We start from the raw sequence: 26,984 nt of genomic DNA on the forward strand, positions 1-26,984 counted from the left end.
CAAAACATCATCTTTTCTATGCTATATGGTAAAACATGAACAGCGCTATTGAATATAGATTTTTAGCTTAAACACAGTTTTATATGATATTGCTTGTAAAATCGTTGGTTGGACTGGTATTTTCCGTTATAATTTAGCACTTTTTAAAATTATGGACGCTTGGTTGTGAGTACTCGTTTTATGACATCCGCTGAAATCCGTGAAGCATTTTTGCGTTACTTCGAATCGCAAGGGCATACACGTGTTGCTTCGAGTTCTCTCGTTCCTGCCAACGACCCAACTTTGCTATTTACCAATGCTGGTATGAACCAGTTTAAAGACTGTTTCTTAGGTTTAGAAAAGCGCGATTATGTACGTGCTGTTTCATCACAAAAATGTGTGCGTGCAGGCGGTAAACACAATGACCTCGACAACGTAGGTTATACCGCACGTCACCATACTTTCTTTGAAATGTTAGGTAACTTCTCTTTCGGTGATTATTTCAAACAAAATGCACTGAAATTTGCTTGGGAATTTTTGACCAGCGAACAATGGTTAGGTTTACCGAAAGATCGTTTATATGTCACGGTTTATCACACTGATGATGAAGCATTTGATATTTGGAACAAAGAAATCGGTATTGATGCTGAGCGTATTATCCGTATTGGTGACAATAAAGGCGGTTTATACGCTTCTGATAACTTCTGGGCAATGGGTGATACAGGTCCATGTGGTCCATGTTCAGAAATCTTCTATGATCATGGCGATCATATCTGGGGTGGCTTACCTGGCTCACCTGAGGAAGATGGTGACCGTTTCATCGAAATTTGGAACAATGTATTCATGCAGTTCAACCGTACTGCGGATGGTATCATGCACCCTCTTCCAGCACCTTCTGTAGATACAGGTATGGGCTTGGAGCGTATTTCTGCGGTTCTGCAACATGTCAATTCAAACTACGAAATTGACCTGTTCCAGCACTTATTAAAAGCAGCAGCTGAAATCATTGGTTTAGATACCACTGCAATTGAAGCTGAAGCGAAAGCTCAAAATAAACCAGTTGAATATCCAGCATCATTGAAAGTCATTGCAGATCATGCACGTTCATGCTCATTCTTGATTGCTGACGGTGTTAATCCTTCAAATGAAGGTCGTGGTTATGTGTTGCGTCGTATCATTCGCCGTGCAGTGCGTCATGGTAATAAGTTAGGTGCAACAGGTTCTTTCTTCTACAAGATGTTGCAACCTTTAATTGAAGTGATGGGTGAAGCTTACCCTGAGCTTGCTGCACAACAAGCACGCATCGAAGCACAATTGCTTAAAGAAGAAGAGCAATTTGCTAAAACACTTGAGCAAGGCTTGAAGTTGTTAGAAGGTGAATTGGCTCAACTGAAAGGCAATGTGATTGCAGGCGAAACTGTATTCAAACTTTATGATACTTACGGTTTCCCGACTGACTTAACTGCCGATATCGCACGTGAGCGTGATCTGACAATTGATGAAGCTGGTTTTGAAGTTGAAATGGCTGCACAACGCCAACGTGCGCGTGATGCAGGTAAATTCGCAGTTGACTATAACAGCATTGTTAAAGTTGAAGGCGAAACTCAATTTGATGGTTATGATGCAACTCAAGGTCAAGGTCAAATTGTTGCGATCTATAAAGATGGGGTTCAAGTTGATGAGATCAATGAAGGTGATGAAGCCCTTATCGTTTTGAACCAAACTCCTTTCTATGCTGAAAGCGGTGGTCAAATTGGTGACACAGGTATCTTCAAAAATGATACAGGTATTTTCGAAGTTCAAGATACCAAAAAATCTGGTGGTGCTTTTGTACACCAAGGTCTCGTGACCATGGGTAGCCTCAAAGCAACTCAAAACGTTGAAGCAACCGTTAAAGCGGATATTCGTGCTGCAACAGCGCGCAATCACTCTGCGACTCACCTTCTACATGCTGCGTTACGTCAAATTCTTGGTGAGCATGTACAACAAAAAGGTTCTTTGGTTGCAAGCGATATTTTACGTTTTGACTTTGCCAATGACCAACCTGTTTCATTTGAACAATTGCAACAGATTGAACGTTTAGTCAATGCCGAAGTGATTGCCAACACTCCTGTAACAACTGAACTGCTCGATATTGAATCAGCTAAAACGAAAGGCGCGATGATGCTGTTCGGTGAAAAGTATGGCGAAGAAGTTCGCGTACTGTCTATGGGTTCAGTGATTGAAGACAAAAACTTCTCGATCGAACTGTGTGGCGGTATTCACGTTAAGCGCACAGGTGATATTGGCCTGTTCAAAATCACTTCTGAAGGTGGTGTCGCTGCGGGCGTTCGCCGTATTGAAGCCGTGACGGGTACGAAAGCACTTGAAACAGTTCAAAAAGCAGAAACAGATATCCAAATCATTAACAGTTTATTGAAAGCGCAAAAAGACCAAACTGTAGAAAAAGTTGAAGCGATTGTTGAAACAGCATCAAGTCTACAAAAGCAAATTGAACAATTAAATCAAAAATTAGCCAGCTTCCAAGCAGCTGATTTATTAGATCAAGTGAAAGAAATTGCGGGTCGTCAAACGCTTATCACATCAGTAAAAGGTTTAGATGCCAAATCATTACGCAATCTACATGACAGCGTAAAATCAAAATTGGAAGATGCAGTCATTATTTTAGCTGGTGTTGAAGGTGATAAAGTGAGTTTAATCGCATCCGTCGCTAAACAATACGCTGCAACTCTAAAAGCAGGTGACATCATCAAACATTTAGCTCAAGAGCTTGGTGGCAAAGGTGGTGGTAAACCTGACTTAGCACAAGGTGGCGCGCCACTTAACGAGAAGTTTGATCAAGTGATTGCAGCATTGCCTGCTTGGCTTGAGCAATAATAACAACTTCACTTTTGTGTAACTGACCCTGATGCCTCTCAGGGTCATGGCTTATATGGAACAACTATGGCATTAATCGTTCAAAAATATGGCGGTACCTCTATGGGTACTCCTGAGCGCATTTTAAATGTTGCTCATCGTGTCAAGCGTTGGCATGATCATGGTCACAAAGTGGTCGTGGTTGTATCGGCAATGAGTGGTGAAACCAACCGCTTACTTGCGCTTGCTAAAGCCATTACTAGCACCCCTAACCCACGTGAACTTGATCAAATGGTGTCTACGGGTGAACAAGTAACGATTTCCATGTTAGCTATGGCACTGAATTCAATTGGTGTAGAAGCTAAATCATACACTGGACGTCAAGTTGGTATTAAAACTGACAGCGCGTTTACCAAAGCGCGTATCGAATCTATTGATACCGATGTCATGACAGCTGATTTAGACGCTGGTCGTGTGATTGTTGTCGCTGGTTTCCAAGGCTTTGATGCTGAAGGAAATATTACAACATTAGGTCGTGGCGGTTCAGATACCTCTGGTGTAGCACTTGCAGCCGCTTTAAAAGCAGATGAATGCCAAATTTATACAGATGTGGATGGTGTTTATACCACTGATCCTCGTGTAGCACCTAAAGCGAAAAAAGTTGACCGTATCTCTTTTGAAGAAATGCTTGAAATGGCATCTTTAGGTTCAAAAGTTTTACAAATTCGTTCGGTTGAATTCGCAGGCAAATATCAGGTTCCATTACGTGTATTATCAAGCTTTGATAATGACAATGACGGCGCATTTGATGAAGATTTCAAACAAAACGTAGGCACACTAATCACGACTGAGGCAGAAGACGACATGGAACAACCAATTATTGCAGGCATTGCATTTAACCGTGACGAAGCAAAATTAACGATTTTGGGTGTTCCAGATGAACCGGGTATTGCCTCTAAAATCTTATCACCGATTAGTGATGCTAACATTGAAGTGGATATGATTATCCAAAATGTTGAAGAAGATGGTACTACTGATTTTACCTTTACTGTAAATCGCAATGATCTTGCTAAAGCTAAAGCAATCTTGGATCAAACAGCAAGCAGCATAGAAGGCTGTGAAGTTGTCACTCGCGATGACATCGTAAAAGTGTCTATTGTTGGTGTAGGTATGCGCTCACATGCTGGTGTAGCAAGCAAAATGTTTACAGCTCTTGCAGATGAAAGCATTAATATCCTCATGATTTCTACTTCAGAAATTAAGATTTCTGTCATCATTGAAGAAAACTACCTAGAGCTTGCTGTACGTTGCCTACATACCGCTTTTGGTTTAGACCGTGAACATGGCGAAAGCAGCGCACGTGCTTAATTCATAGCACAATAAGCATATTTACTTTCAAGTAAATAGTAAAAAATACAGAGCCACTATAGTTTTTATTACAGTGGCTCTGTTATATTAAGTTGTGAGGTTTTTCAGAAGAACTTGGCAGAACTTACGAAAAAAAGCTGTTTTTTACATATTTCTGTTAGAATTTTCTGTATATTAAGGCTGTGCTTTCAAACAATGAATTCCCTGTCGCAAGTTTAAGCGTTTAGCAAGGAGATAAACATGCTGATTCTGACCCGTCGTGTCGGAGAAACATTAATGATTGGGGATCAAGTCAGTGTTACTGTGCTTGGCGTAAAAGGTAATCAGGTGCGTATTGGTGTAAATGCTCCAAAAGAAGTTTCCGTGCATCGTGAGGAAATTTACCAACGTATCCAACATGAACGTGCTATGCATGAGCATTTACAACATCTTGATCAAGATTATCAACTTTCTTTTGAAGAAGATAATAACGATTTCACTCGAAATAATAACTTCAATCGTTAATGTACAGAATTCTTCTCTAACAATTAAAGCGACTAATCTTTAGTCGCTTTAATTGTTTATGGAGACTCAATTATATATTTATAAACCCAGCGCTTTTTTTACTGGCGCATAACTACGACGATGTTGATCAATCACGCCATACGCTGCAATTGCTTCAAAATGTGCTTTAGTTGGATAGCCTTTATGTTTTGCAAAACCATAATTAGGGTATTGCTGATCTAGTTCATGCATTTGACGGTCACGTGTTACTTTAGCCAAGATACTTGCTGCACTAATCTCAGCATGGCTTGCATCCCCACCAACAATCGCTTCACACGATATTTCAATTCCTTTCGGAATTTGGTTGCCATCAACAATCACTTTTTCAGGCTGAATGTTTAAAGCATCTACAGCACGACGCATGGCTAAAAAAGTTGCCTGTAAAATATTAATTTCGTCAATTTCTGCGTGAGAAGCTTCTGCAATTGACCAAGCTAAGGCTTTCTCTTGAATTTCTAAGAAAAGTTTTTCACGTTTCTTTTCAGTTAATTTTTTAGAATCATTTAAACCCTCAATCGGATTATTGGGATCTAAAATTACCGCAGCAGCAACAACTGAACCTACCAAAGGCCCACGCCCTGCTTCATCTACACCAGCAACAAACATGATATTACTCACAAAGATCAGCTGCTTCAGAGCAACTAATTACAACTTATTTAAACTGTTCTATTTTATCACTTCTGATACACAAGCGTTCATCGTTTTTGCGACAGCAACGCCTGTTAATGCTGTTCTAGCTTTTGAATCCACTGCCGCTAAAGCAAGCTCTGATGGAGATAATACAGTAGGTGCATTTTTACCAACTCATTTACAAATTTGCTTTTTCTTCTGTTGTTTTTGGTTCTTGGTTCTTGGTCATTAATTTACTCGCAACTTTCCAAGCCGCGAAATTATCAAGATCATGTTTACATTTTGTTTGGGCAGCAACTTGAATGGCTGAATTTACCATGTGGGAACTATGTTGCTCGGCATTTTGCGCTACACATAATGATGAGATAAAAGTCAAAACTAAAGCAAAAAAAATTTATGGTTATACATGCACTCACCTTATTGTATTATTTATAATGAGTTTTAAATCTTATTCTACATTTCAGATAACATAATTAAAGTTTACAAAATAAACATAACCTTATTGCGATCAATTGAAATAAGACCAATGTAATCACCAGTCTTATCTCTAAACTCATTATTTTCTCAACACCTCTGCGACACAGGCATTTACTGTTTTAGAAACAACTTGATTCACAATCGTTGCACGTGCCGTAGGATCAATCGCAGCTGTTGCCAATTCAATCGTCGTTACACTATTTGGCGCTTTTTCACTAACACAGCCACATACATTCGTCTGAATGTTTTCACGTTGCTCAGATGTCATTAAACGAGTTGCTGTTTTCCATGCGGGTAATGTATGTATTTCATTAATACATTTCGCATTCACTGCAATTTTTAATGCCGTCACACCCAACTGCTGAGATGTTGTTGCAGTGGAATTATTAGTATTTGGCGCAACACAACCATTTAAAGCAAATAACATAGGCACAATAAAAAATAATTTTTTCACGAACTCAAACCTGTATCCAAAATTTTAGCACGCGTATTGTGCCTAAAGGATCACTTGAAAGAAATGACTGTGTAGATTCTTTACATAATATAACAATGACGTTGCATTCCACTTACTGTTCCAAGCATAAAACGCTCTGTTACATATACGCTGTATATGAAGAAAAATGAGCTATTTAAAATTGTAAAACTCATATCTCACCGCTAGGATGTTGCGATGTCAACCTCAGCACAATATTACACACGCACAGCGCAAATTTTACACTGGCTGATGGCGGTTATTTTTATCACTGCTTGGCTGATCGGCTTTTATAGTGGCAATTTTCTCAGCTATGACGTTGATGGAAGCTTTAAAGGTAATGTTATTACACTACATAAAAATATAGCGACCACCATTATCTTTCTGATTGTGATTCGAATTTTTTGGCGTTACACCCACCCAGTCCCTAAACTACCAAACACCATGTCACCTATGATGAAGACTTTGGCTCATATCGGCCATTTCTTACTGTATCTCATGCTACTTGCACTACCCATTACAGGCTGTTTATTTAGTTGGAGTGCTGGACATCCAGCTCCTGTTTTATATTTATTTGAAATTCCTCGCTTAGTTCAAGACAATCCTGACCTGCTTGAAATCGTGAAACCATTACACATTTATCTTTCTTGGTTTGCAGGTTTACTTATTGTTGGTCATGCTTTAGCAGCAATAAAACATCACATCATTGATAAAGATAATGTCTTGTTGAGTATGTTGCGCCAACCTAAATAAATCCTGACACATAAAAAAACCGCTTAACGCGGTTTTTTTACATTTAAATCTTTTTCACTTCCGCAATCCATTTCTGTTTCTCGTCATCAGAAATAAAGGATGCCTCAAAAGAGTTAATTGCAAGTTGCTTAAGCTCATCATTCGATAAATCTAAAGCCTGCTGAATTGCTACAAAGTTATCATTCATATAACCACCGAAATATGAAGGATCATCCGAGTTTACAGTAACATGCACACCCTTTTGTAATAAACGGCGAATGTTGTGCTCACCCATGTCTTTTACAACACAAAGCATTAAGTTACTTAAAGGACAAACTGTTAAAGGCATTTTCTCAGCGATTAAACGCGCCATTAAGCGCTCATCTTCTTCAGAACGCACACCATGATCAATACGGTTTACTTTTAACAAGTCTAAAGCTTCCCAGATATATTCTGGTGGGCCTTCTTCACCCGCATGTGCCACGATCAAGAAACCAGCTTCACGGGCTTTAGCAAATACACGCTCAAATTTTGCCGGAGGATGTCCAACTTCACTCGAATCTAAACCAATTGCAATAATGTCATCTTTAAATGGCAAGGCTTGCTCAAGTGTTTCAAATGCTTTTTCTTCACTTAAATGACGCAAGAAGCACATGATCAATTGAGAACTAATCCCTAATTTTTCCTGAGCATCTTTACAAGCACGCTTTAAACCTGCAAGCACTGTTGCAAATTCAACCCCACGCTCAGTATGTGTTTGTGGATCGAAGAACATCTCTGTATGCACGACACGATCTTCAGCACATTTCTCAAAATATGCCCAAGCCAGATCATAAAAATCTTGTTCATACACCAGCACGTTCGCACCAGCATAATAAATATCTAAAAAAGATTGAAGATTATGAAAGTTATACGCTTGCTTTACTTCTTCAACCGATTGATAAGGAATCTGAATCTGATTACGCTGTGCAATTGCAAACATCAGTTCTGGTTCAAAAGTCCCTTCAATATGCACATGCAATTCGGCTTTGGGTAAAGCACGAATCAGCTCGACTTGATTCATATTAACTCCACGTCTAAATAAAAAAGGGTGTTGCCTGTTCGGTACACCCTCTAAAGGTTTTATCAATAACTTTTAAATGGCTTAGCCGCCAAATGCAATAAATTTAAATACCCACAGTGCAGCAATAATCCAAACCATGTAAGGAACGGTCTTTGCCTTGCCCGTAAATAACTTAACCAATGCATAACTGATAAAGCCCATTGCAATACCATCCGCAATTGAATACGTAAATGGCATAAATACAATCGTTAAAAATGCAGGCACTGCTTCTGTAATATCATCCCAATCAATATGTGTGATTCCTTGAATCATCAACACACCGATAAATAATAATGCAGGAGCTGTTGCAAAACTTGGAACAGATTGAGCTAACGGTGCCAAGAATAAGCAGCCAATAAATAAGAATGCAACGACAACAGCAGTCAAACCCGTACGACCACCCGCAGCAACACCCGATGCAGATTCAATATAAGGCGTGGTTGAAGATGTACCTAATGCTGCGCCTGCAACAATTGCTGTTGAATCAGCGAACAACGCTTTCTTCAAACGAGGTAACTTACCATCTTGTAGTAAACCTGCACGGTGCGATACACCAACTAAAGTCCCTGTACTATCAAATAAATCGACAATAAAGAAGACAAAAATCACCCCAACCATACTTGCAGTAAATAGACCTTCAAAATCCATTTGCATAAAGGTGGGTGCAATCGATGGAATCTGTCCAACCACACCTTTAAATTCATTTAAGCCTAAAGCTGTCGCTATTCCAGTCACAGCAAGAATACTAATGATGATCGCACCACGAACTTTTAACTGGTGTAAAACCACAATCATTAAAAAGCCAAATAAAGCCAGTAAAACCGTAGGTTGCTTGATATTTCCCAGACCAACTAAAGTCGCTGGATTGTCTACAATGATGCCTGCATTTTTAAGCGCAATGAGGGCAAGGAATAAACCAATACCGCCACCAATCGCAAATTTAAGCGACATAGGAATGGCATTGACAATTGCTTCACGAATTTTAAAAAAGCTGATTGCCAAAAAGACTAAACCTGAAACAAAAACAGCCGCAAGCGCCGTCTGCCAAGGTACACCCATGCCTAAACAGACCGAATAGGTAAAATACGCATTTAGGCCCATCCCCGGTGCAAGTGCGATTGGATAATTGGCAACAATCCCCATTACCAAGCAACCAATAGCAGCAGCTAAACAGGTTGCAACAAACACAGCACCATGATCCATTCCAGTTTCGGAAAGAATAAGTGGGTTTACAATAATGATGTAACACATCGTCAAAAATGTAGTTACACCCGCTAGAACTTCTGTTCTGAAGTTGGTTTTGTTCTCACTTAATTTAAATAAGCGTTCTAAAACACCAACCGAAGCATTAGGCGTTGTCATAACATAGCACCTGTTAAAATCTGAGATCTTAGGAATTGAAATCTATACACTTGCATTTCAATCTTTTTTGAATTTGCGAAATGGCATACACAACGATAAAGCAATCTCTATGCCAGCCGAATGCTTGTGACACCGACAAGATGTATAAATCTGACCCGCTATCAAAATGTAAAAAGCTGCATAACGAGATGCAGCTTTTTATTCAATGGTAAATATTTTAACAGATTCTAAGCAAAACTTGATGGCTTCAAATCAAAAAAAGCCTAGTTATCATACATCCTAGAAAGACACATACACTGAATTGCAATAATTATTGATCAATATCAATGACTATTGATTGTTCTTATACGATGACAAATGTGTATGCTTGGTATAATTAGGATTATTCTGGATCATATGCAAACTGTGTTCCGCATCATTTACAATTTTCGTAAGCTCTTGGCGTCTTTTATCTTGGGCATCTACATATGCAGCATAACCCAAAACAACAATCGAACAAACAACAAGCAATGGAAGGAATATCTTCATTATTATTATCTCTATTGTATGCTTTTCTTGAATATTAACAATAATAAACAAAAATGAGAATTAATTAACATTAAATAATCACAAATTAGAAATAATTCACAATTATATGATTGTTTATAAATTGATTTTGTACATTTTTCACCCAAATAGATCTTAAATTATTTATATTCTTAAAGCAATTCCATTTTATATAATTCAATAAGATAGATCGAAATTTAAGTATTTTTATAACATTTGTTAAAATTAAAGATGGATTATTATCAAAAATCAAATAAAAAAGCATCTTTAGTTTAACTAAAGATGCTTTTACTCATAAGTGATCTAAACAAGTTTAAAACTGATAATTCAATCGAACTAGAACATTACGTGGTGTTCCAGGCATTGACTCTGAGCGCCAATAGTCTTTATTGGTTAGGTTATTTACAGCAATAGTCACATTCCATGGATCAGCACTATAGCCAATTGCAGCATCTAAACGCGTGAATCCTTGAAAATCGATAGGCTTATTATCTAAACTGCCATTTGAATATATCTTCGCATCACCGACATAAGTTGCTCCGATTTCACCATAGATTTTATCTGTAGGTAAATAACGCACGAATACGTTGCCTGTATGACGTGGTGTATTGTTCAACACCTTACCAATATTTGCGGTCTTATTGTCTTTTGTCACCTCAGTGTCCATATAGCTATAGCCTCCCCGTACAAACAAGTTATCTAAAGCACGTCCAATAAAGCTAAACTCTATCCCTTTAGACTGATGCTGTCCCCCAACAACCCATTCTTCTGGTTTGTTTACTGGATCAGGCTGGTAACGAATATTATTTTTACGGATATCATAAATAGAAAGCTGAGTATTCAATCGTTCATTAAGCCAATCACTTTTTACCCCAATTTCATATTGTTCGTTATATTGTGGTTTGGCATCAAAAGCATTTAACTTGCTATCTCCAGAGACCACATTAACACTGACACGCCCACCAAAAGGTGCGAAGCTTTTGCTATAGGAAGCATAAAAACTTTGGCTCTCTATCGGTTGCCAAATAAAACCAACATTCGGACTAAAGCTTTCGCCATCGATACTACGATGATAATCCAAAGCATCACTAGTCTTCAGACGATTGGTTGTTTCGGATTGAAAATAGTCATAACGACCACCCAACATGATTTTAAAATAATCATTGAAACTTATTAAGTCCTGAACAAATAGACCATAAGCTTCATTCTGATAGTAATTATGGGTTCTAATATTTAAATCACCTGTCCCTCTAGAACTGGTTCGATCTCCTGTTAACGGGTTTACATAGCCGTATATGGCAGAACCATTTTTATTTTGGTTTGCTAAAAGTGGTTCTCGTTGCTCGTATGTCCAGTCAGCACCAACCAATACGTTGTGTTTGAGAGCACCTGTATCAAACTCTCCACGTATATCAAAAGTGTTACTGGTGGTTTTGTTATTGGTTTGCTGCCAATAATAAATCTGCGAAATTTCACCAACATGCCCCTTACACGAACCCGCATTTGCAATCACGGTATTTTCAGTAGTGCAAAGTCCTCCCAAGTAGAAATGATCAAAGTTTTGTTGAGCCTCTCGGTAGCTCACAGCCCAGTGAAAATTCCATTTTGGCGCAAATTCATAATTCAAATCAGAACGAGCAACCTGTAAAACATCATTTACATAATCGCCCTCTTGTGCGAAACCTGTTTTGATGGAAGTGCCTTGAGGAAGGGCAGAAAATGATGGACCACGATCAGGCACTCGATGTAACTTATCGTAGGTATATTGCATTGTCCAAGTGAGACCTTCATCATTTTTATAGGTAAAGCTTGGTGACAACATTTCAATTTTATTTTCAATTCCTGAACGAAAACTATCTGATTCGCCATACTCTCCTGTCAAACGTAATGCGAGGTTATCCGTTACAACTTGATTCAAATCAACAGTCGTACCATAGTTATCGTACGAACCCGTATAAATACCAACTGAGCTTTTAGAGTCAAAGTTGGCAAATTTACTGACCATATTGATCACCCCACCGCCTGAACTACGTCCATAAAGCACAGAAGATGGTCCCTTCAATATTTCAATACGCTCAATATTTGCAGTACTACGGCGAACTTGACCACTTTCACGAATACCATCACGATAGATATCGCCAGTATCTGCATTAAATCCCCGAAGATTAATACCATCTCCACGCATGTCATAACTTGTTGATACACCAGGTGTTCCCTGCAACATGACACTTAAATCATTTGCACCATAGATTTTATATTTCTGAACATCAATGGTATCAATCGTTTGAGGAATATCTTTTTTCTTTAGTCCATTTCGAGTCACACTGGCTTGATCATAATCAATGTAACTTTTGATTGGATCAAGCTCACTCATTGCTTCAATTTTAATGGTTGGCATAACCGCAGCCTGAGTATTGTTCTCGTTGGCAAATAAGTACTGCGCTTGTAAGAGCATTAAGCTTAATGCACTAAATCTAAAAATAGGCTTGTGAGAGAGCGTAACATATCGAGATGTCATAAGAATTCCAAACAAAAAATCAGACAAATATTAAGAAAAAATTAAAATATAAAAAAACAATACAATATTAATGAAAATAATTCTTATTTTCATCACATTTTACATAAATTCTTTTCCTCAGCTTATTTAGCATTCAATTTTTATGAAATCATGCTCTTTAATAGCGCATAACTGATTAAAAAATATTTTTTAAATCTGAGGCTTATTTAAGCTAAATTCCATTTTTCTACACAATTTTACATTAGGCTACATGCAAAATAATTTGATTCTTTTTTGGGGCATTTAAAATGAAACATCCTCTCTACTATGGAAAATTAAGCGCACTCAGTTCGGCATTACTCAGTATAAGTTCTTCAATTTTTGCTGCCGATACCAACACAACGCCTCCATCTGCCGAACCAGTAGTTCAAACTTTACCTACTCTTTCTTTTAAAGCGTCTGCAGAGCCACAAAAACAAAAAGATGATGACATCAGTGCAGTTCCAAAGACAGTGATTACCCGAGATGAAATGCTGCAATATGGCGATCAATCCGTCATGGATGCTTTACGCCGTGCGGCAGGTTTTCAACTTCCAACGCCTGGACAAGGTCCTCGTGGTGGTAGCGGTGCTTCTGGAATGCGTTTTCGTGGTGGTGCTGGCCCGACATTCTTAATCAATGGTGAACCAGTGCAAGGTGGCCCTCGTGGTGGAATGTCTATTATTGACACCATTACCCCTGAAATGATTGAACGTATTGAGATTGTTAAACAACCAAGTGTTGCTCAAGCTTCAGTTGCATCATCGGCAGTGATCAATATTATTTTAAAAGAACCACTGGATAATCGTATAAGTGGTTCAGTAAAAGTAGGTTATGGTCTACGCAATAGTAATCAGCAAGAATCTGAAAATAAACAAATTAATATTCAAGCTGATGGTCGTGACAATGCATGGTCATATAGTGTATCTGCAAATCAAATGTGGATTGATAATACGTCACTCACTAAAACTGAGACGGCAACTGGAATACGTGAACAAGCACGTACTGTCAATCGCACCATGCAAATGTTTGCCCCTCGCTTGCAATATGATCTTGATGATCAACAAAAGTTAAGCGCTGAATTATTCTATCGCAATATTAAAATGGATGGGTACTCAGCAAATCAAACTCAAGATGATAAAAATGATAGCATCCGTTTAAATATACGCTATGAACGCAAAGACAAAGATCTCAGCGATAAAATCAAATTATCTGTTGAACGCCAAACAGAAACTCAACTGACACATTCACCTCAAAATACCATTTACACGGATGAAACCATTAATGAATATGGTTTAGCTTATGATGGTATGCGTAAATTAGACCCAGATCGTCAAATTAAATTTGGGGCTGATCTACGTAGTAATAATCTAGATAGTAATGTAAGCGAAAGTTTAGACGAACAACGCTATGCCCTATATGCTGAGGGAAGCTGGCGTTTCACTGATCGACAAACCATTACCTTAGGTGCGCGCCAAGAATGGTTAAATCGCTCAGGTCTAGTCGATTATCAAGATCAGCATTTGAGTCCAGTACTGGCTTATCGTTTTGATCTGACCGAACAATGGTCAATTCAAACAAATCTCAGCCAAGCATTTAACACACCAAAAACCGAACGTCTCATTTCTAATGTGACTGTTTCTACAGATAGTGATGCTGGTTCATTAAACAATCCAGATCGTGGTGGAAATCCAAACTTAAAACCAGAAAAAACCCGTGCTGCTGAATCAACACTGGCATATGACTCAGCGAATGGTGGTATGAGTTTAACTGCATATCATCGCGAAATTAAAGATTACATCGAAAAGGTGATTGCCCTTGAAGGCTCTCGCTATGTTGAACGCCCACAAAACCAAAATGAAGCAACAACTTACGGCGTTGATCTTTCTGGGCGTTATGCGTTAAAACAAACAGATGCGGGTCATTCATTTATGCTGAATGGGCAAGTATCAACCATCCGTGCCAAAGTTGAAGATGAACAACACAATCAACGTTTAGTGAGTGATGTTGCACCCTATAATGCAAGCGCAGGTTTATCTTATAACTTTAAGCCTTGGCAACTTTCTACCAGTATCAATGTGAGCTATACCCCTGAATTCACTCGCGGCTTAGATAATCAACCTTATGATCGAACCACCAATGAACGATTTGGTGTAGATCTAAGTGCAACTAAACGCTTTACTCATGGTTGGGCAGCAAGTTTGAATCTGAACAATGTATTAAGCACAGATTATAAAGAACGATTGATCAACCAATCTGATGGTAGTTTATATCAAGCAAGAACAAACCAAGGCATGCCTAGTTTCCAATTCTCTATTGAGAAAAAGTTCTAACTTTCCCACCAAGACTGCATTGATTCTTGATCAACAAAAGCCAGTTATAAAAATAGCTGGCTTTTTAGATTTCAAGATAGAATTAAAAATCGAATTATGAAAACTCCCAATATTGGGAATGCTATGATCTGTATTCTACTTTTATCAGCGCTTAGAGGATAATATGAGAGCTGAACTCAAAGCCAAAATCGTGCAGGTTTGCGATGAAAAAATTGCAAAAAAAGGCAGTAACGTCGGACTTTCTTTTTATGCTTTCTTTGCGAATAAAAATGATGATCCTGAACGCTTAATGGAAGCTGCCCATTGGTGGATCATAGAGCATCGGCTTGATCATTTTGAAAAAGCTGACAAGATTAAAGCACTGGTCTTAGCCCAATCTGATTAATCCAAAGATTTAATACACATCACGTTGATAACGCTGTTGCTGCTTAAGCAGTTCTACCTGTTCATGCCCTAGAATCTCTTTTAGTGCTTGATCAACACCGCTCGCCATGCCTTGTAAACTACCACAGACATATATCGCTGCGCCTTGTGCAATCCATGTTTGTAATTGAACCGATTGTGTTCTTAGACAATCTTGCACATAGACTTTTTCAGCCTGATCACGTGAAAAAGCATAATCCACCTGATCCAGGAAACCATGCTGCTGCCAATACCGAATCTCTGTTTGATATAAATGATCAAACTGCTGCTGTCTTTCACCAAAAATCAGCCAATTGTTTTTATATCCCCAATGCTCACGTTGACGTAAATGTGCAACTAGACCTGCGATTCCCGTACCATTACCGATTAAAATCAGTGGTCGCTCATCATGAGCTAAATGGAAACTTGGATTATGGCGTATATTGGCTTGCAGCAATTGGTCTTGCTCTAACCCCACCGTCAACCAACCTGAACCTAGTCCTAAACCTGATTCAGTCTGTTGCTGCCTCACCACCAATTCGATTAAACCATTTTCAGGTAAGCTCGCAATCGAATACTCACGCTGGGCTAATGATTCAAACTGTGCAATCCATTCTGCGAATGAAAGCGAAGCTCTAGGCGGTAACTTTCTTAAATTTAAGCGGCGTAGTTGAGGGATAAAATCCACAGCATCTTTTTGCTGTTGAGATGCCAAGAACTCATGAATATCGGTGATCTGATTTTCACATTGAATTTCTAAAATATCACCTGATGACCAAACCAAATCTTGTTCAGGAATCAATTGGATTTTATAAATTGCTTCTCCAATACTGCCTCTATTCAGGCATTGGCGATGAGCAAATCTTAATTCCACGTGCTCTTTTTCAATAGATAGCGCTGAAAATTGAGTGGTGGTTAACTGCTCCAAGCCAAGCAACCATTGTTCTAAATCACGACTATTAAGCTGATCCACACAAACAGTCTGAAATAGAGCCTGAGCTTGCTGCTTCAATAACCATTGTTCCAGTGTTTTTCCAAACTGACAAAAATTCGCATAGCGCTGATCACCCAATGCAAGCACTGCAAATGATAAGTGCGATAAATCTATGGATTGGGACAGAATTTTATGGACAAATGACTGGGCAGCATCAGGTGCATCCCCTTCTCCATAGGTACTCACCACCCATAAAATACGTTGATGTTGGGTTAAATCAGTAATACTCAGTTCTTGAATATTTCGAATTGCAGTGTGATGATCAATTAAGCATAATTGTTCAGCCGTATGCTTTGCCCAAGATTCAGCATGACCTGATTGACTGGCATACACCACTAAATAAGCAGGATGATCTTGATTGGCTTTTTGCTTCGCATGACGTTGTTGCCATAATAACCAAACAATTATAAAAAGATGTAGACTCAATAATATTGCCAATATCACAATAATCGTCAGTACAGCTTGAGTCATCCTTTCACCTTAAATAGCAGACCAAATGAGCAGAATAATTGCCGATAAACTACATGCTGTTAAAAGCAGATGTGTCACTAAACGGGTTTTAATGGTCAGGAACAGAATATAACCAGCCAACGATAATAAAATAATGATGATTGCACTGATATCAATTAACCAATGCCAAGCTGTTCCAACGTTTTTCCCTCGATGTAAATCATTCAATAGTGAAACGGTGGTGGCTGGTTTTTGTGTAATTTCAACATCACCATTATCGAGTAACACCCACAAGTCGGTTGAACCTGCGGGGCTTTCAAGACGAATCATCACCTCACCATCTAGCACTTCACTACTTTTATAACGACCAATCAAAGGTTGTTTCGCACGAACATATTCCACAATACTTTGGCTTGGATTCTCTTGTTTTTGCAGAGATGCAACTAATGTTGGCGGTAAAGTGAATGTAGTTGTTTGCTCTGCATTTTTTGATTTAAACCAATCAGGGTTATTAAGGAATAAACCTGTAGCAGCAAAGAAGATCAAAACGATAAAGGCAAAGGCAGAAAGCCAACCATGCACATAACGTGCATGGCGGTAAAAATCACGGCGCTGATACAAGGGACTAGCCTCATAGATGGAGTGATGCTAAAGCTTAAGCACCACGTTGGAAATTCAATTTAACTGTACCAATTTCTGCTTGAGCAGGCAGCGTTTGTGTTGCAGCTTTTGGTGTGACATTCAACTCAATGGTTTGATAAGAATGATCACCATGCTCACGCGAAGTTTCAATATGGATAATATATTTACCTGCATTCACTATTTTACCCGCTTCATCTTTACCATCCCAAGCCAACTTATACTGTCCTGGTTGACGTGAAGGTTTTGCAACAGCATCTAAGTTTGGCATTTGACGACCATATCGACGCCACCAAACATAGTTAGAGTTAATCCACTTCTCATCTTTACCCCAGACAGCCAGTGTACGCACAATCTTTTTATCACTATCTGTTACCCAAACCGAGACATAAGGCGCACGGTAGTTGTCTACTGCGATCTTTGGAATATTCACTTCTAACTGAGCTTGATAGCCTTTTGGCCAAGCTGTTGCTGCACCATTCGCTGCAACATGACGCATCATTCCAGGTTGATTGGCATCCATTAAAGATGACCATCCTGAACTTTGATAACGTGTGCCATCAGTTGCAACAAGTTGAGCCTCATAACCGACGAGTTGTTCAATCAGTTGCATCCCCTCATGTGCAGGCATTGCAGTTAATGCGGTTGCTAATGCATCTGAATCAGCAGCACACTGTCCAACCACAACACATTGTTCAACGTTTTGAATCGGTTGTCCTGTATGTGGATTTAACAAATGCGATTGATTTGCGAGTCCACGATAGCCTTGACCACTAAAAGCCACAGCTTGATCTTTAAGGTTGAGTACTTGAGTTGGTGCAACATTATCAAAACGTTCATTCGGGTCTTGTACACCAACTTTCCAACCCGCTTGTTGAGGTGATTGCCCCCAAACACGCATATCACCGCCAATATCAATCAGAATCCCTTGTAAATGTGGTACAGCTTGTTTTGCTGCCAACAAAGCACGGTCAATCACATAACCTTTGGCATAAGCATCAGGTGCAATTTTAACTGCTGAAGGTGTTTTAATTTGTTTCGTTTCAGGATTCAGTTCAATACTTTGCGTTTGTAACTGACGCAGTAATGATTCTTGAGTATTGTCATCCAAGCGTTGGACTTGATTGCTTTGTTCCCACAACTGAATCAACTGCCCTAAACGCGCATCAAAACCACCACATGTTGCACTGCGCCATTGCTCACAAGCCGCAACAACCTCATAAAGTTCAGATGAAGCAGAAATTTGGTGTTCACGATTTAATTGGCTAATTTCACTATCAGCACGCCAAACTGAAAGAATTTGATCAAGTCGAGCAATTTCTGTCTGAATCGCTTGTAATGCCTTTTCTGCATCTTGTTGCTGAGATGTAGTGACCACAACATCTAAAGATGTACCTAGCACATGATCTTGATGAAAACGATAACTTGGTGCTTGAGCTGACTCAGATAACTGTTGTATTGCATTTTCACTGAGACTCGGCTCATTTGCTTGAGTCGCCGTGATTGGTGACATGAATACAGCCAACGCTGCCATCAACGGTGATAAACGAAAGAGTATCTGTACTGGACGAGAAAGTTGTTGAGTTGATGACATACTAGGGTTCCATTCTCCAAGATTTACCTAAAATCTATTGATCAATAGATTCAAAATAATGCTCTTAACTTTATCTTAATGCTCATCTTGTTTTCAGCAAAATTTTGGCAGAATGAATGACTATATTATTAAATAAAATCAATGACATTAATCAAAATTAGGCTTCACATAAGCGAGGGAAATATTTTTTTAATTGCCAATCCAAGTGTTTCAGCTTGACGATTAAAAATTTATCGAAATAATATTGCAATTGATACTCGTTATCAAGTAGATTGTCACAAATCTTGTGCGTTTTTGCTTATTTATCTTTTAAGGAATTCTTCATGCGTCATTTGGTTACGATTGCATTACTTTCTGCCTTACCAACATTAAGTTTTGCCCATACTGCTAGCCCTTTTTTATTGCCAGAAGTATTTGATAGTAAGTCAGACAATGTTAGTTTCCAAAGTAGTATCACTGTAGAAAAATTCTTTGTTCCAAGCAGAAACTTTAAAACGAGTTACCAAGTTACAAGCCCTGATGGAAAGACGACATCACTTAATGCAGCAGCAGAACTGAAAAAGTTTAATATTGCTGAATTCACTTTAGCCAATGAAGGAACCTACCGTATCCGAACCAAAGATGCTGTAGGTAATCCAACCAAATATGCTTTAGTGGATGGTCATTGGTTACGTGTACGCGCACCACGCCCTGCAAATGCATCACCAATGCAACAACCCCAAGCAAATGCTGAACAAAAAGCACCTCAACAAGCACCTGCGAATCAACCACCTCGTTTTGTTGCTGAAGACCAAGTTCCAGCCAATGCAAAAACAATACAAACCACCAATTATTATATTGCCGAAAGTTTTGTAACGAAAGGCAAACCAAGCCAAACTCCACAAGTTGAAAATAAAGGTTTTGAGTTTAAATTTTTAACACATCCAAATGAATTATATGTTGGTGAATCACTTAAAGCACAAGTTTTAATGGATGGCAAAGCTGTTCCTAACTTAGAAGTTGATGTCTTTAAAGGTGCAAGTAGCTATCAACCAAATGCAAAACGTGAACAACCCCATGTGAAAACCAATGCAAAAGGTGAAGTTGAAGTTAAATTTAATGAAGCTGGTATTTATTTAATTACAGCCGCTTATCCTGAAGCAAACCCTGATAATACCAAACAACCTGTGACTCAAACCTATACTTATAGTGTTACTGTAGAAGTGACTGAATAAGTCGATTAGGCACTTACTTGCTGTAAGTGCCTTTCTTTCACCTTGTTATAAAATACAATTCATTTTGATCATAAAAATAGTATATTGTTTTAAAACGAATACTTACCCTGTTTTATGACTTCAAAAAAAACCAGTGATGCAGGCATCTTTTTATGGATGGTTTATCAAACCATGTAAAAGATGAATCTAGACGCAGCAGCCATTTTTGCCAGTGTACATTTACCCGATCAAGCTCCTGATAAATTTGTCCGCCGTGATAATTCAACTCAATCACGTTTTTGGCATGCAGCAGCAGAAATCAGTCGAGATCAAAATGTTGGTTTGCATATTGCATCAATGTTCCCGCCTTTCGTGGGCAAGTAATTGAATATCTTTTTCTCAGTAGCCCAACCTTTGGCGAAGGTCTAAAAAGAACGATTCGCTATCAAGCATTATTGACAGACGCAATGTCATTTAAGCTTTTATTCAAAAATGAAACGACTACAATTATTTCTGGTCTTAATCATCCAATTCGACATTATTTAGAATGTGAGATTGGAATTTTACTCAATTTTTTAAAATATATGAGTGAAAATACTTTTGTACCGATTGAAATTGGTTTGCCTTATCAAGAAGGTGCAACACAAGAAGAATATTTTAAAGTATGGGGCTGTCCTGTCAAACTCGGACAAACAGATGGTTATATTTGCTTTGATCAACAACTATTAAATATTCCCTCACCTGCATATGAACCTGAATTATTAAAAATCCACGAGCATCATGCAGAATCTCAACTTGAACGCCTTAACAAACATCAACTCATCCAGCAGATAGAAAGAATTCTAGCCAACGGTTTACTAGAATCAGGCGAATTTGACCAAAACATAGTCGCATAACATTTAAATCGTAGCGCTCGCAGCTTAAGGGCTGATTTACATTTACTTAATACTAGCTACGAAAAAGTGATTGCGGGTTATCTTGAACGTTTAGCTAGACGCTTGTTATCTCAGACACAAGAGAATATTGATCAAATCGTTTACTTAACAGGATTTTCTGAACCATCTGCATTTTCTAGAGCATTTAAACGTTGGACTGGAGAAACACCGACTGCTTATCGACAAAGAAAAAAAATAATTTGATTTGATAGGCAGATTAAAACTGTCAGCTCGGTCAAAACTTTTGATCGTGATTTTCTTAAAATCTGAAGCATGTTTTACGAGGTCATCTCACATGATTGGTTTTCTAGTAGGTATCTTTGTTGCAAATGGTATGGAATGGTATTTTCATAAAGTCTGGTTGCATGAATTTCCAAGCAAAAATAGAAACAGTCCATTTTTCACGCATATTGCTCACCACAAACGCGCACGCCTAAATAGCTTTCATGATGAAGGTTATGCAGAATCAATGTTTAAAAATTCTGAAATATATAATGAAAAATCAGCACTTATCGGTCTAGCAGCAGCATCAACAATTTTCCTGCCCGTTGCGCCTTTTTTTACTGCTGGTTTGTATTATGGTATTTGGAATTACTGGAAAGTTCATGCCAAATCACACTTAGACCCTGAATACGCCAAGCAACGAATTCCGTGGCATTATGACCACCACATGACCAGTAACCAAAATGCCAACTGGTGTATAACCAAGCCTTGGTTTGACTATATTATGGGAACACGTGTTTTAACTGATGTATCGCATACGGAAACAAACCCTCTAGCCATCAAAATGCCATTATGGTTAGAAAAAAAAGTGAATCGTGTTGCTCGCCGTGTATTACCTAAAGCCTATGCAAAAATTGATGCGAATACTCAACTAGATCAGCACAATTTGCATAAAGGGGTTGAAATCGCTTTGAAATGATAAAGTGAACATGATTTTAATCTGCCGAGCAAATATCAGCTCGGTTTTTTATTTGATTAATGAGAACTCGTTTTCGACAATAAGTTTAAGATCAGTACACCACTCATAATCAGTACAATCCCAATAATTCCCCAAACATCTAACTTCTGATCAAATACAAACCATGCCACGGTGGTAATCAAAACAATTCCAACACCCGACCATACCGCATAAGCAATACCAACGGGAATTGTTTTCAATGTGAGAGATAAACAATAAAATGCAATCATATAACCGAGTACAACAACAATAGATGCAATCGGCTTAGTAAACCCTTCACTACTTTTTAAAGCAGAAGTAGCAATCACTTCAGCAACAATTGCGATAAATAAAATGAGCCAATTCTTCATTCAATTTCCCATAGATAAATGGTTAAGAACAAAATTAAAAAAAATACCCTCTTATAAAAAGAGGGTATTTTTAACACGTAACTTTATACAAGAATTATGCTGATTTCTTCGCCATATTGTTTTTGCGAATGGTGATCATCAATAATTGTACTGCTGCGGGAGTCACACCTGGGATACGACTAGCTTGTGCCAAAGTTTCTGGACGAACTGTTTTTAACTTCAAGGTGATTTCACGTGACAAACCAGAGATACCATCATATTCAAAATCAGATGGAATTCTGGTTTCTTCAAGACGCTTTAACTGTGCAACATCTTCATGCTGACGATGAATATAGCCTTCGTATTTCACCGCAATTTCGATTTGCTCACCCACTTGCTCTGAAACCTCAGAACCCGTTAATTCTGCAATTTGACTAAAATTGATATTTGGGCGTTTTAATAAATCAATCGCACTACATTCTTTACTAAGATCAGCACCCGTCATTTCAACGAATTTTTTACCCATTGGATTGTTTGGCGCAGCCCACAAATGTTGTAAACGAGAAGTTTCGCGCTCAACCGCTTCCATTTTTTCGCTATATGCAGCCCAACGCTCATCATCCACTAAGCCAAGCTCACGACCAATAGACGTTAAACGTTGATCAGCATTATCTTCACGCAACATCAAACGATATTCTGCACGCGAGGTAAACATACGGTACGGCTCTTTGGTGCCAAGTGTAATCAAATCGTCAACCAATACGCCCATGTAAGCTTGATCACGTTTTGGTGTCCACTCTTCTTGCTCCCACGCACGGCGTGCAGCATTCAAACCAGCAAGCAAGCCCTGTGCACCCGCTTCTTCATAACCTGTGGTACCGTTGATTTGACCAGCAAAGTACAGATTTTGAATCGCTTTGGTTTCAAGTGTAAATTTCAATGCTTGTGGATTGAAATAGTCATACTCAATCGCATAACCAGGACGCAAAATATGTGCATTTTCCATGCCACGAATCGAGCGAACCAAATTGAACTGTACGTCAAATGGTAATGATGTTGAAATCCCGTTTGGATAAAGTTCATGTGTATCCAAGCCTTCAGGCTCTAAGAAAACCTGATGTGAATCTTTATCGGCAAAACGGTGAATCTTATCTTCAATTGATGGGCAATAGCGCGGCCCCACACCTTCAATTACACCCGTATACATTGGTGAACGATCTAAACCACCACGAATAATCTCGTGAGTTTTTTCACTCGTATGTGTGATATAGCAATTCACCTGTTCAGGATGCATGGATGCATTACCCATAAATGACATTACAGGCGATGGGAAATCACCTGGCTGTGGCGTCATCACAGAGAAATCAACTGTACGCGCATCAATACGCGGTGGTGTACCTGTTTTTAAACGACCTACTGGCAATTTAAGTTCACGCAAACGATGAGCTAATGCGATTGACGGGGGATCGCCCGCACGACCACCACTTGAGTTTTGTAGACCAACGTGGATCACTCCACCCAAGAATGTACCTGTTGTAAGCACCACAGTTTTAGCATCAAAACGGATGCCCATTTGAGTCACAACACCCTTAACGGTATCGCCTTCAACAATCAAATCATCCGCAGCTTGTTGAAAAATATCCAGATTCGCTTGATTTTCTAAAGTATCACGAATTGCAGCTTTATAACGAACACGGTCAGCCTGTGCACGTGTTGCACGTACAGCCGCACCTTTACGAGAATTTAGAATACGGAACTGAATACCACCTTTATCCGCAGCAAGTGCCATTGCACCACCTAGTGCATCGATCTCGCGGACAAGGTGTGATTTACCAATACCACCAATTGCAGGGTTACAGCTCATCTGCCCCAAAGTTTCAATATTATGCGTCAACAATAATGTTTGTCTTCCCATACGAGCAGCAGCAAGTGCCGCTTCCGTACCAGCGTGACCGCCACCAATTACGATAACGTCGTAAACTTTAGGATAGTGCATAGTGGTAAATGTGTATTCAAAAAATGACAGAGTATTATACAGGATTTTTCATATTAAGTTGACAAAAACCGTCAATATTCTTATTCACTAGAAATCAATGGTCTGTATACAAAACACACAAAAAGAAACCTTCTGTTGCATTTTTCTCCAATCGTTAACAAAGCGCCACACAATCATTAACCTGATCGCCACTGTTTTACTGAATGAATTTCTTATTCTAATTAATGCATAAAATACTTTAGGAAAATGATATGAACAAAAAGTTTTTAATTTCATCGTTTCTTTGTAGCCTATGTTTAGCTCTAACTGCACAAGTAAATGCTAAATCGACTGTTGATGCTCAAGCTCAAAAGTATCAACAAGTTTGTAAAAGCAAAAAACAAGGTGATATAGTTTCTTTTGCTTATAAAGGTGTTGTTTATAATGGCACATGTGAACCGAATGAAGCTGGAAAACTAGCATTACTGCCACCGATGCCTGCTAACAACGCGACACCTGAAACTCAAAGCAAAATTTCAGAAACTCAGTCCGCACCTCGTCCAGTAAGTTCAGTACAAACACCATAGATTTGTGCAAATAGGAAAGTTATAAATATTTAAAATGATAAAAGAATGTGACCTAAGCGCATTCTTTTATCATATTTGATGTGATCAACACACTAAATTCAAAAAAAAGATCTTAAAATTGTAATCTGCCTATTTTATAATCCCTTTAGGCAAGCTGAATCTATTACAATACCCCCAAATACATTTACTTAGGTTTTCCTGTGAACTGGCTACAAATTCATATTACCGTTGATCAAGATCAAGTTGAGCTTACTGAAACACTGCTTCTCTCTCTAGGTGCTGTGAGTGTGACTTTGGATGATGCTGAAGATCAGGCACTTCTTGAACCATTACCGGGTGAAACGCCACTATGGAATAAAGTTATTGTTACTGGAATTTATCAACAAGAAGAAGATGATCCTATTGATGTTGATACCTTAGAGGCTTTCCTCAAAGTGCAACTCCCTAACGTTCCGATGCGTCATGAATATTTAGAAAATCAAGTATGGGAACGCGCATGGATGGACTATTACGAGCCAATCCAAATTGGCGAGAAATACTGGATCGTACCAGAGTGGTTAGAGCCACCTGAAGCTGATGCAACAAATATTAAACTTGATCCAGGTCTTGCTTTTGGTACGGGAAATCACGCAAGTACGTTCCTATGCTTACAATGGTTAGGCAAAACCGATGTAAAAGATAAAATCGTCATTGACTACGGCTGTGGTTCAGGCATTTTAGGCGTTGCAGCTTTATTGCTTGGTGCTCAAAAAGTTTATGCCACTGATATCGATCCTCAAGCAGTATTAGCTACAAAACAAAATGCAGAATTAAATGGTGTACTTGAGCGTCTTTATGTAGGATTACCTGAAGAGTTTGAGCAAGAATTCAAACAACAACAAGCGGACATACTTGTCGCGAATATTTTAGCGGCACCGCTAATGGCACTTGCGCCTGAATTCTCAACTTTATTGAAAAATGAGGGTGAATTCGCACTTGCTGGTGTAATCGAAGAGCAAGTTGCTGATGTTTCTAGTGTTTACTCTGAATTTTTTGATGTATTACAGATCGAAAAACGTGAAGAGAACTGGTGTCGCATCTCAGGAAAACGTAAAACAACAATTTGAGAAATTTGTTCCTTATGAGTGAAAAACAAACCCGCTGCCCTAAATGCTCAACCGTGTATAAAGTAACCCTTTCACAACTTAGCGTTGCACAGGGCATGGTTTGTTGCCCAAAATGTATCATTAATTTTAATGCATTAACGAATCTAATCGATTCTGAAACGGCTGACACAAGCCCAACACCACCAAATCGTTCATTATTTTCTTCGATTCAACCCGATAGTTCTTTTGCTGAGAAGCAAATGCAAATTTTGAGTATTTTTGATCAGAAAATTGAGAACTCAAATATTGATTTATTGACTTATTTAAATAATTTAAATTACTTTAATACTGAACCCGTTACGGCATTGCCTAATTTGAACTTATCAGAAGATAACTTATTAATTGACCATGAACAAAATCATAAACAACATGGCTGGCTTTATTACACATTGTGGGGATTAGGCAATATTGCATTAATTCTAGTTTTTGCTTTTCAGATTTTATGGTTCAATCCAAAACTCATGCATGATAGTCCAGCATTGAATCGCATCTTTAACTATGCCTGCAATGTAGTAACGTGCAAAATAAAAAATGAACAATATAAGTTTCTTAGTTTTGAAAAAGTAAAAATTAAACGTGTAGGCAAAGATGAAACAAGCTTCACGGGTGTATTAGTAAACCGTCACAAAGATAGTCTTGTGATCCCCTCTATTAAAGTGATTCTAAAAGAAAATGGAGAAGTCATCACCGATATCACGCTAAAGCCACAAGATTATTTAGTGGATAGTTTAAAAAGCATCCAAAGAATCCCAACGAATAGCCCTTTTCGATTCGAATTTACAGTACCAAAGAGTAAAAAAAGCTTCGATGATTATAGTTTAGAAATTGTACAACCTTAAAAGCG

At 38.6% G+C, this 26,984-nt stretch carries 23 protein-coding genes and 1 pseudogene; 12 read left to right on the plus strand and 12 right to left on the minus strand.

Annotated features, from left to right (window positions below; all coding sequences use genetic code 11):
• The first annotated feature begins 165 nt into the window (after positions 1-165).
• From alaS to csrA, 3 genes are all read left to right on the plus strand, one after another.
• On the plus strand, positions 166-2,856 hold the full coding sequence (gene alaS / locus ACN19N_RS09970) for an alanine--tRNA ligase (RefSeq protein WP_420001246.1): 2,691 nt from the start codon (positions 166-168) through the stop codon (positions 2,854-2,856).
• A gap of 66 nt (positions 2,857-2,922) precedes the next feature.
• Positions 2,923-4,203, plus strand: a complete 1,281-nt coding sequence (locus ACN19N_RS09975) for an aspartate kinase (protein ID WP_004661340.1) — start codon at positions 2,923-2,925, stop codon at positions 4,201-4,203.
• A 240-nt stretch (positions 4,204-4,443) separates the two neighbouring features.
• Positions 4,444-4,707 (plus strand): carbon storage regulator CsrA, encoded by a 264-nt coding sequence (csrA, locus tag ACN19N_RS09980; protein WP_269238191.1) that lies wholly within the window; start codon positions 4,444-4,446, stop codon positions 4,705-4,707.
• Between the two features lie 78 nt (positions 4,708-4,785).
• Here the strand turns inward: csrA and rnhB are convergent, their stop codons facing one another.
• The 3 genes from rnhB to ACN19N_RS09995 all read right to left on the minus strand — a co-directional run bounded on the left by rnhB (position 4,786) and on the right by ACN19N_RS09995 (position 6,307).
• Positions 4,786-5,352 (minus strand): ribonuclease HII, encoded by a 567-nt coding sequence (rnhB, locus tag ACN19N_RS09985; protein ID WP_269239693.1) that lies wholly within the window; start codon positions 5,350-5,352, stop codon positions 4,786-4,788.
• Between the two features lie 202 nt (positions 5,353-5,554).
• Entirely contained in the window at positions 5,555-5,695 is a 141-nt protein-coding gene (locus ACN19N_RS09990; protein ID WP_420001247.1) for a hypothetical protein, read from the minus strand.
• A 237-nt stretch (positions 5,696-5,932) separates the two neighbouring features.
• Positions 5,933-6,307, minus strand: coding sequence for a hypothetical protein (locus ACN19N_RS09995; RefSeq protein ID WP_269230020.1), 375 nt, complete (start codon positions 6,305-6,307; stop codon positions 5,933-5,935).
• Positions 6,308-6,523: 216 nt separating this feature from the next.
• Here ACN19N_RS09995 and ACN19N_RS10000 point away from each other — a divergent pair, with 216 nt between their 5' ends.
• Complete coding sequence (locus tag ACN19N_RS10000) at positions 6,524-7,078, plus strand: cytochrome b (protein ID WP_420001248.1); 555 nt, start codon at positions 6,524-6,526, stop codon at positions 7,076-7,078.
• Between the two features lie 43 nt (positions 7,079-7,121).
• Here the strand turns inward: ACN19N_RS10000 and ACN19N_RS10005 are convergent, their stop codons facing one another.
• The 4 genes from ACN19N_RS10005 to ACN19N_RS10020 all read right to left on the minus strand — a co-directional run bounded on the left by ACN19N_RS10005 (position 7,122) and on the right by ACN19N_RS10020 (position 12,585).
• Entirely contained in the window at positions 7,122-8,120 is a 999-nt protein-coding gene (locus ACN19N_RS10005; protein ID WP_420001249.1) for an adenosine deaminase, read from the minus strand.
• Between the two features lie 81 nt (positions 8,121-8,201).
• Complete coding sequence (locus ACN19N_RS10010; protein WP_269230017.1) at positions 8,202-9,521, minus strand: NCS2 family permease; 1,320 nt, start codon at positions 9,519-9,521, stop codon at positions 8,202-8,204.
• Positions 9,522-9,851: 330 nt separating this feature from the next.
• Positions 9,852-10,049 (minus strand): hypothetical protein, encoded by a 198-nt coding sequence (locus tag ACN19N_RS10015; protein WP_269230016.1) that lies wholly within the window; start codon positions 10,047-10,049, stop codon positions 9,852-9,854.
• 331 nt (positions 10,050-10,380) lie between these two features.
• Complete coding sequence (locus ACN19N_RS10020; RefSeq protein WP_420001250.1) at positions 10,381-12,585, minus strand: TonB-dependent receptor; 2,205 nt, start codon at positions 12,583-12,585, stop codon at positions 10,381-10,383.
• Positions 12,586-12,872: 287 nt separating this feature from the next.
• Here ACN19N_RS10020 and ACN19N_RS10025 point away from each other — a divergent pair, with 287 nt between their 5' ends.
• A complete protein-coding gene (locus ACN19N_RS10025) occupies positions 12,873-14,936 on the plus strand; it encodes a TonB-dependent receptor plug domain-containing protein (protein WP_420001251.1) in 2,064 nt (687 codons plus the stop codon).
• 163 nt (positions 14,937-15,099) lie between these two features.
• A complete protein-coding gene (locus ACN19N_RS10030) occupies positions 15,100-15,321 on the plus strand; it encodes a DUF6500 family protein (RefSeq protein ID WP_420001252.1) in 222 nt (73 codons plus the stop codon).
• A gap of 9 nt (positions 15,322-15,330) precedes the next feature.
• On the opposite strand, the gene ACN19N_RS10035 is transcribed toward ACN19N_RS10030, so the two are convergent.
• From ACN19N_RS10035 to ACN19N_RS10045, 3 genes are read right to left on the minus strand one after another with little or no spacing between them, the layout of a single operon-like run.
• Complete coding sequence (locus tag ACN19N_RS10035) at positions 15,331-16,803, minus strand: sulfite reductase subunit alpha (RefSeq protein WP_420001253.1); 1,473 nt, start codon at positions 16,801-16,803, stop codon at positions 15,331-15,333.
• A gap of 9 nt (positions 16,804-16,812) precedes the next feature.
• Positions 16,813-17,403 (minus strand): PepSY-associated TM helix domain-containing protein, encoded by a 591-nt coding sequence (locus ACN19N_RS10040; protein ID WP_420001254.1) that lies wholly within the window; start codon positions 17,401-17,403, stop codon positions 16,813-16,815.
• A 34-nt stretch (positions 17,404-17,437) separates the two neighbouring features.
• Positions 17,438-19,015 carry a DUF2271 domain-containing protein gene (locus ACN19N_RS10045; protein WP_269230011.1) on the minus strand — a complete coding sequence of 526 codons (1,578 nt, stop codon included), beginning with the start codon at positions 19,013-19,015 and terminating at the stop codon, positions 17,438-17,440.
• A gap of 323 nt (positions 19,016-19,338) precedes the next feature.
• On the opposite strand from ACN19N_RS10045, the gene ACN19N_RS10050 reads away from it, so the two are divergent.
• The 3 genes and pseudogenes from ACN19N_RS10050 (at position 19,339) to ACN19N_RS10060 (ending at position 22,065) form a co-directional block, all read left to right on the plus strand.
• Positions 19,339-20,229 carry a DUF4198 domain-containing protein gene (locus tag ACN19N_RS10050; RefSeq protein ID WP_269230010.1) on the plus strand — a complete coding sequence of 297 codons (891 nt, stop codon included), beginning with the start codon at positions 19,339-19,341 and terminating at the stop codon, positions 20,227-20,229.
• Between the two features lie 114 nt (positions 20,230-20,343).
• A pseudogene (locus tag ACN19N_RS10055) lies at positions 20,344-21,347 on the plus strand (AraC family transcriptional regulator ligand-binding domain-containing protein).
• Between the two features lie 91 nt (positions 21,348-21,438).
• Positions 21,439-22,065, plus strand: a complete 627-nt coding sequence (locus ACN19N_RS10060; RefSeq protein WP_420001255.1) for a sterol desaturase family protein — start codon at positions 21,439-21,441, stop codon at positions 22,063-22,065.
• A 56-nt stretch (positions 22,066-22,121) separates the two neighbouring features.
• On the opposite strand, the gene ACN19N_RS10065 is transcribed toward ACN19N_RS10060, so the two are convergent.
• The gene (locus tag ACN19N_RS10065) at positions 22,122-22,454 is read right to left on the minus strand and encodes a DMT family transporter (protein ID WP_269230008.1); all 333 of its coding nucleotides are present in this window, start codon (positions 22,452-22,454) and stop codon (positions 22,122-22,124) included.
• A 94-nt stretch (positions 22,455-22,548) separates the two neighbouring features.
• Positions 22,549-24,429 carry a tRNA uridine-5-carboxymethylaminomethyl(34) synthesis enzyme MnmG gene (gene mnmG, locus ACN19N_RS10070; RefSeq protein ID WP_420001256.1) on the minus strand — a complete coding sequence of 627 codons (1,881 nt, stop codon included), beginning with the start codon at positions 24,427-24,429 and terminating at the stop codon, positions 22,549-22,551.
• A 251-nt stretch (positions 24,430-24,680) separates the two neighbouring features.
• Here mnmG and ACN19N_RS10075 point away from each other — a divergent pair, with 251 nt between their 5' ends.
• From ACN19N_RS10075 to ACN19N_RS10085, 3 genes are all read left to right on the plus strand, one after another.
• Complete coding sequence (locus ACN19N_RS10075; RefSeq protein WP_269230006.1) at positions 24,681-24,995, plus strand: hypothetical protein; 315 nt, start codon at positions 24,681-24,683, stop codon at positions 24,993-24,995.
• A 200-nt stretch (positions 24,996-25,195) separates the two neighbouring features.
• Positions 25,196-26,101: a 50S ribosomal protein L11 methyltransferase gene (gene prmA / locus ACN19N_RS10080; protein ID WP_269230005.1), complete on the plus strand. Its 906-nt coding sequence runs from the start codon at positions 25,196-25,198 to the stop codon at positions 26,099-26,101.
• A gap of 14 nt (positions 26,102-26,115) precedes the next feature.
• Positions 26,116-26,979: a DUF3426 domain-containing protein gene (locus ACN19N_RS10085; protein WP_420001257.1), complete on the plus strand. Its 864-nt coding sequence runs from the start codon at positions 26,116-26,118 to the stop codon at positions 26,977-26,979.
• Positions 26,980-26,984 lie beyond the last annotated feature (5 nt).

It is taken from the genome of Acinetobacter sp. LF10, from assembly GCF_048585715.1.
In the GTDB taxonomy this organism is placed as follows: domain Bacteria; phylum Pseudomonadota; class Gammaproteobacteria; order Pseudomonadales; family Moraxellaceae; genus Acinetobacter.

Bases quoted from the DNA above. Each gene is read 5' to 3' on its own strand.
- mnmG (WP_420001256.1), bottom strand. From the start codon at position 24,429: ATGCACTATCCTAAAGTTTACGACGTTATCGTAATTGGTGGCGGTCAC.
- ACN19N_RS10085 (WP_420001257.1), top strand. From the start codon at position 26,116: ATGAGTGAAAAACAAACCCGCTGCCCTAAATGCTCAACCGTGTATAAA.
- ACN19N_RS10060 (WP_420001255.1), top strand. From the start codon at position 21,439: ATGATTGGTTTTCTAGTAGGTATCTTTGTTGCAAATGGTATGGAATGG.
- ACN19N_RS10010 (WP_269230017.1), bottom strand. From the start codon at position 9,521: ATGACAACGCCTAATGCTTCGGTTGGTGTTTTAGAACGCTTATTTAAA.
- ACN19N_RS09990 (WP_420001247.1), bottom strand. From the start codon at position 5,695: ATGGTAAATTCAGCCATTCAAGTTGCTGCCCAAACAAAATGTAAACAT.
- csrA (WP_269238191.1), top strand. From the start codon at position 4,444: ATGCTGATTCTGACCCGTCGTGTCGGAGAAACATTAATGATTGGGGAT.
- ACN19N_RS10000 (WP_420001248.1), top strand. From the start codon at position 6,524: ATGTCAACCTCAGCACAATATTACACACGCACAGCGCAAATTTTACAC.
- ACN19N_RS10035 (WP_420001253.1), bottom strand. From the start codon at position 16,803: ATGACTCAAGCTGTACTGACGATTATTGTGATATTGGCAATATTATTG.
- ACN19N_RS10075 (WP_269230006.1), top strand. From the start codon at position 24,681: ATGAACAAAAAGTTTTTAATTTCATCGTTTCTTTGTAGCCTATGTTTA.
- ACN19N_RS10015 (WP_269230016.1), bottom strand. From the start codon at position 10,049: ATGAAGATATTCCTTCCATTGCTTGTTGTTTGTTCGATTGTTGTTTTG.
- ACN19N_RS10065 (WP_269230008.1), bottom strand. From the start codon at position 22,454: ATGAAGAATTGGCTCATTTTATTTATCGCAATTGTTGCTGAAGTGATT.
- ACN19N_RS10045 (WP_269230011.1), bottom strand. From the start codon at position 19,015: ATGTCATCAACTCAACAACTTTCTCGTCCAGTACAGATACTCTTTCGT.
- ACN19N_RS10050 (WP_269230010.1), top strand. From the start codon at position 19,339: ATGCGTCATTTGGTTACGATTGCATTACTTTCTGCCTTACCAACATTA.
- ACN19N_RS10030 (WP_420001252.1), top strand. From the start codon at position 15,100: ATGAGAGCTGAACTCAAAGCCAAAATCGTGCAGGTTTGCGATGAAAAA.
- ACN19N_RS10020 (WP_420001250.1), bottom strand. From the start codon at position 12,585: ATGACATCTCGATATGTTACGCTCTCTCACAAGCCTATTTTTAGATTT.
- ACN19N_RS09975 (WP_004661340.1), top strand. From the start codon at position 2,923: ATGGCATTAATCGTTCAAAAATATGGCGGTACCTCTATGGGTACTCCT.
- rnhB (WP_269239693.1), bottom strand. From the start codon at position 5,352: ATGTTTGTTGCTGGTGTAGATGAAGCAGGGCGTGGGCCTTTGGTAGGT.
- ACN19N_RS10005 (WP_420001249.1), bottom strand. From the start codon at position 8,120: ATGAATCAAGTCGAGCTGATTCGTGCTTTACCCAAAGCCGAATTGCAT.
- ACN19N_RS10025 (WP_420001251.1), top strand. From the start codon at position 12,873: ATGAAACATCCTCTCTACTATGGAAAATTAAGCGCACTCAGTTCGGCA.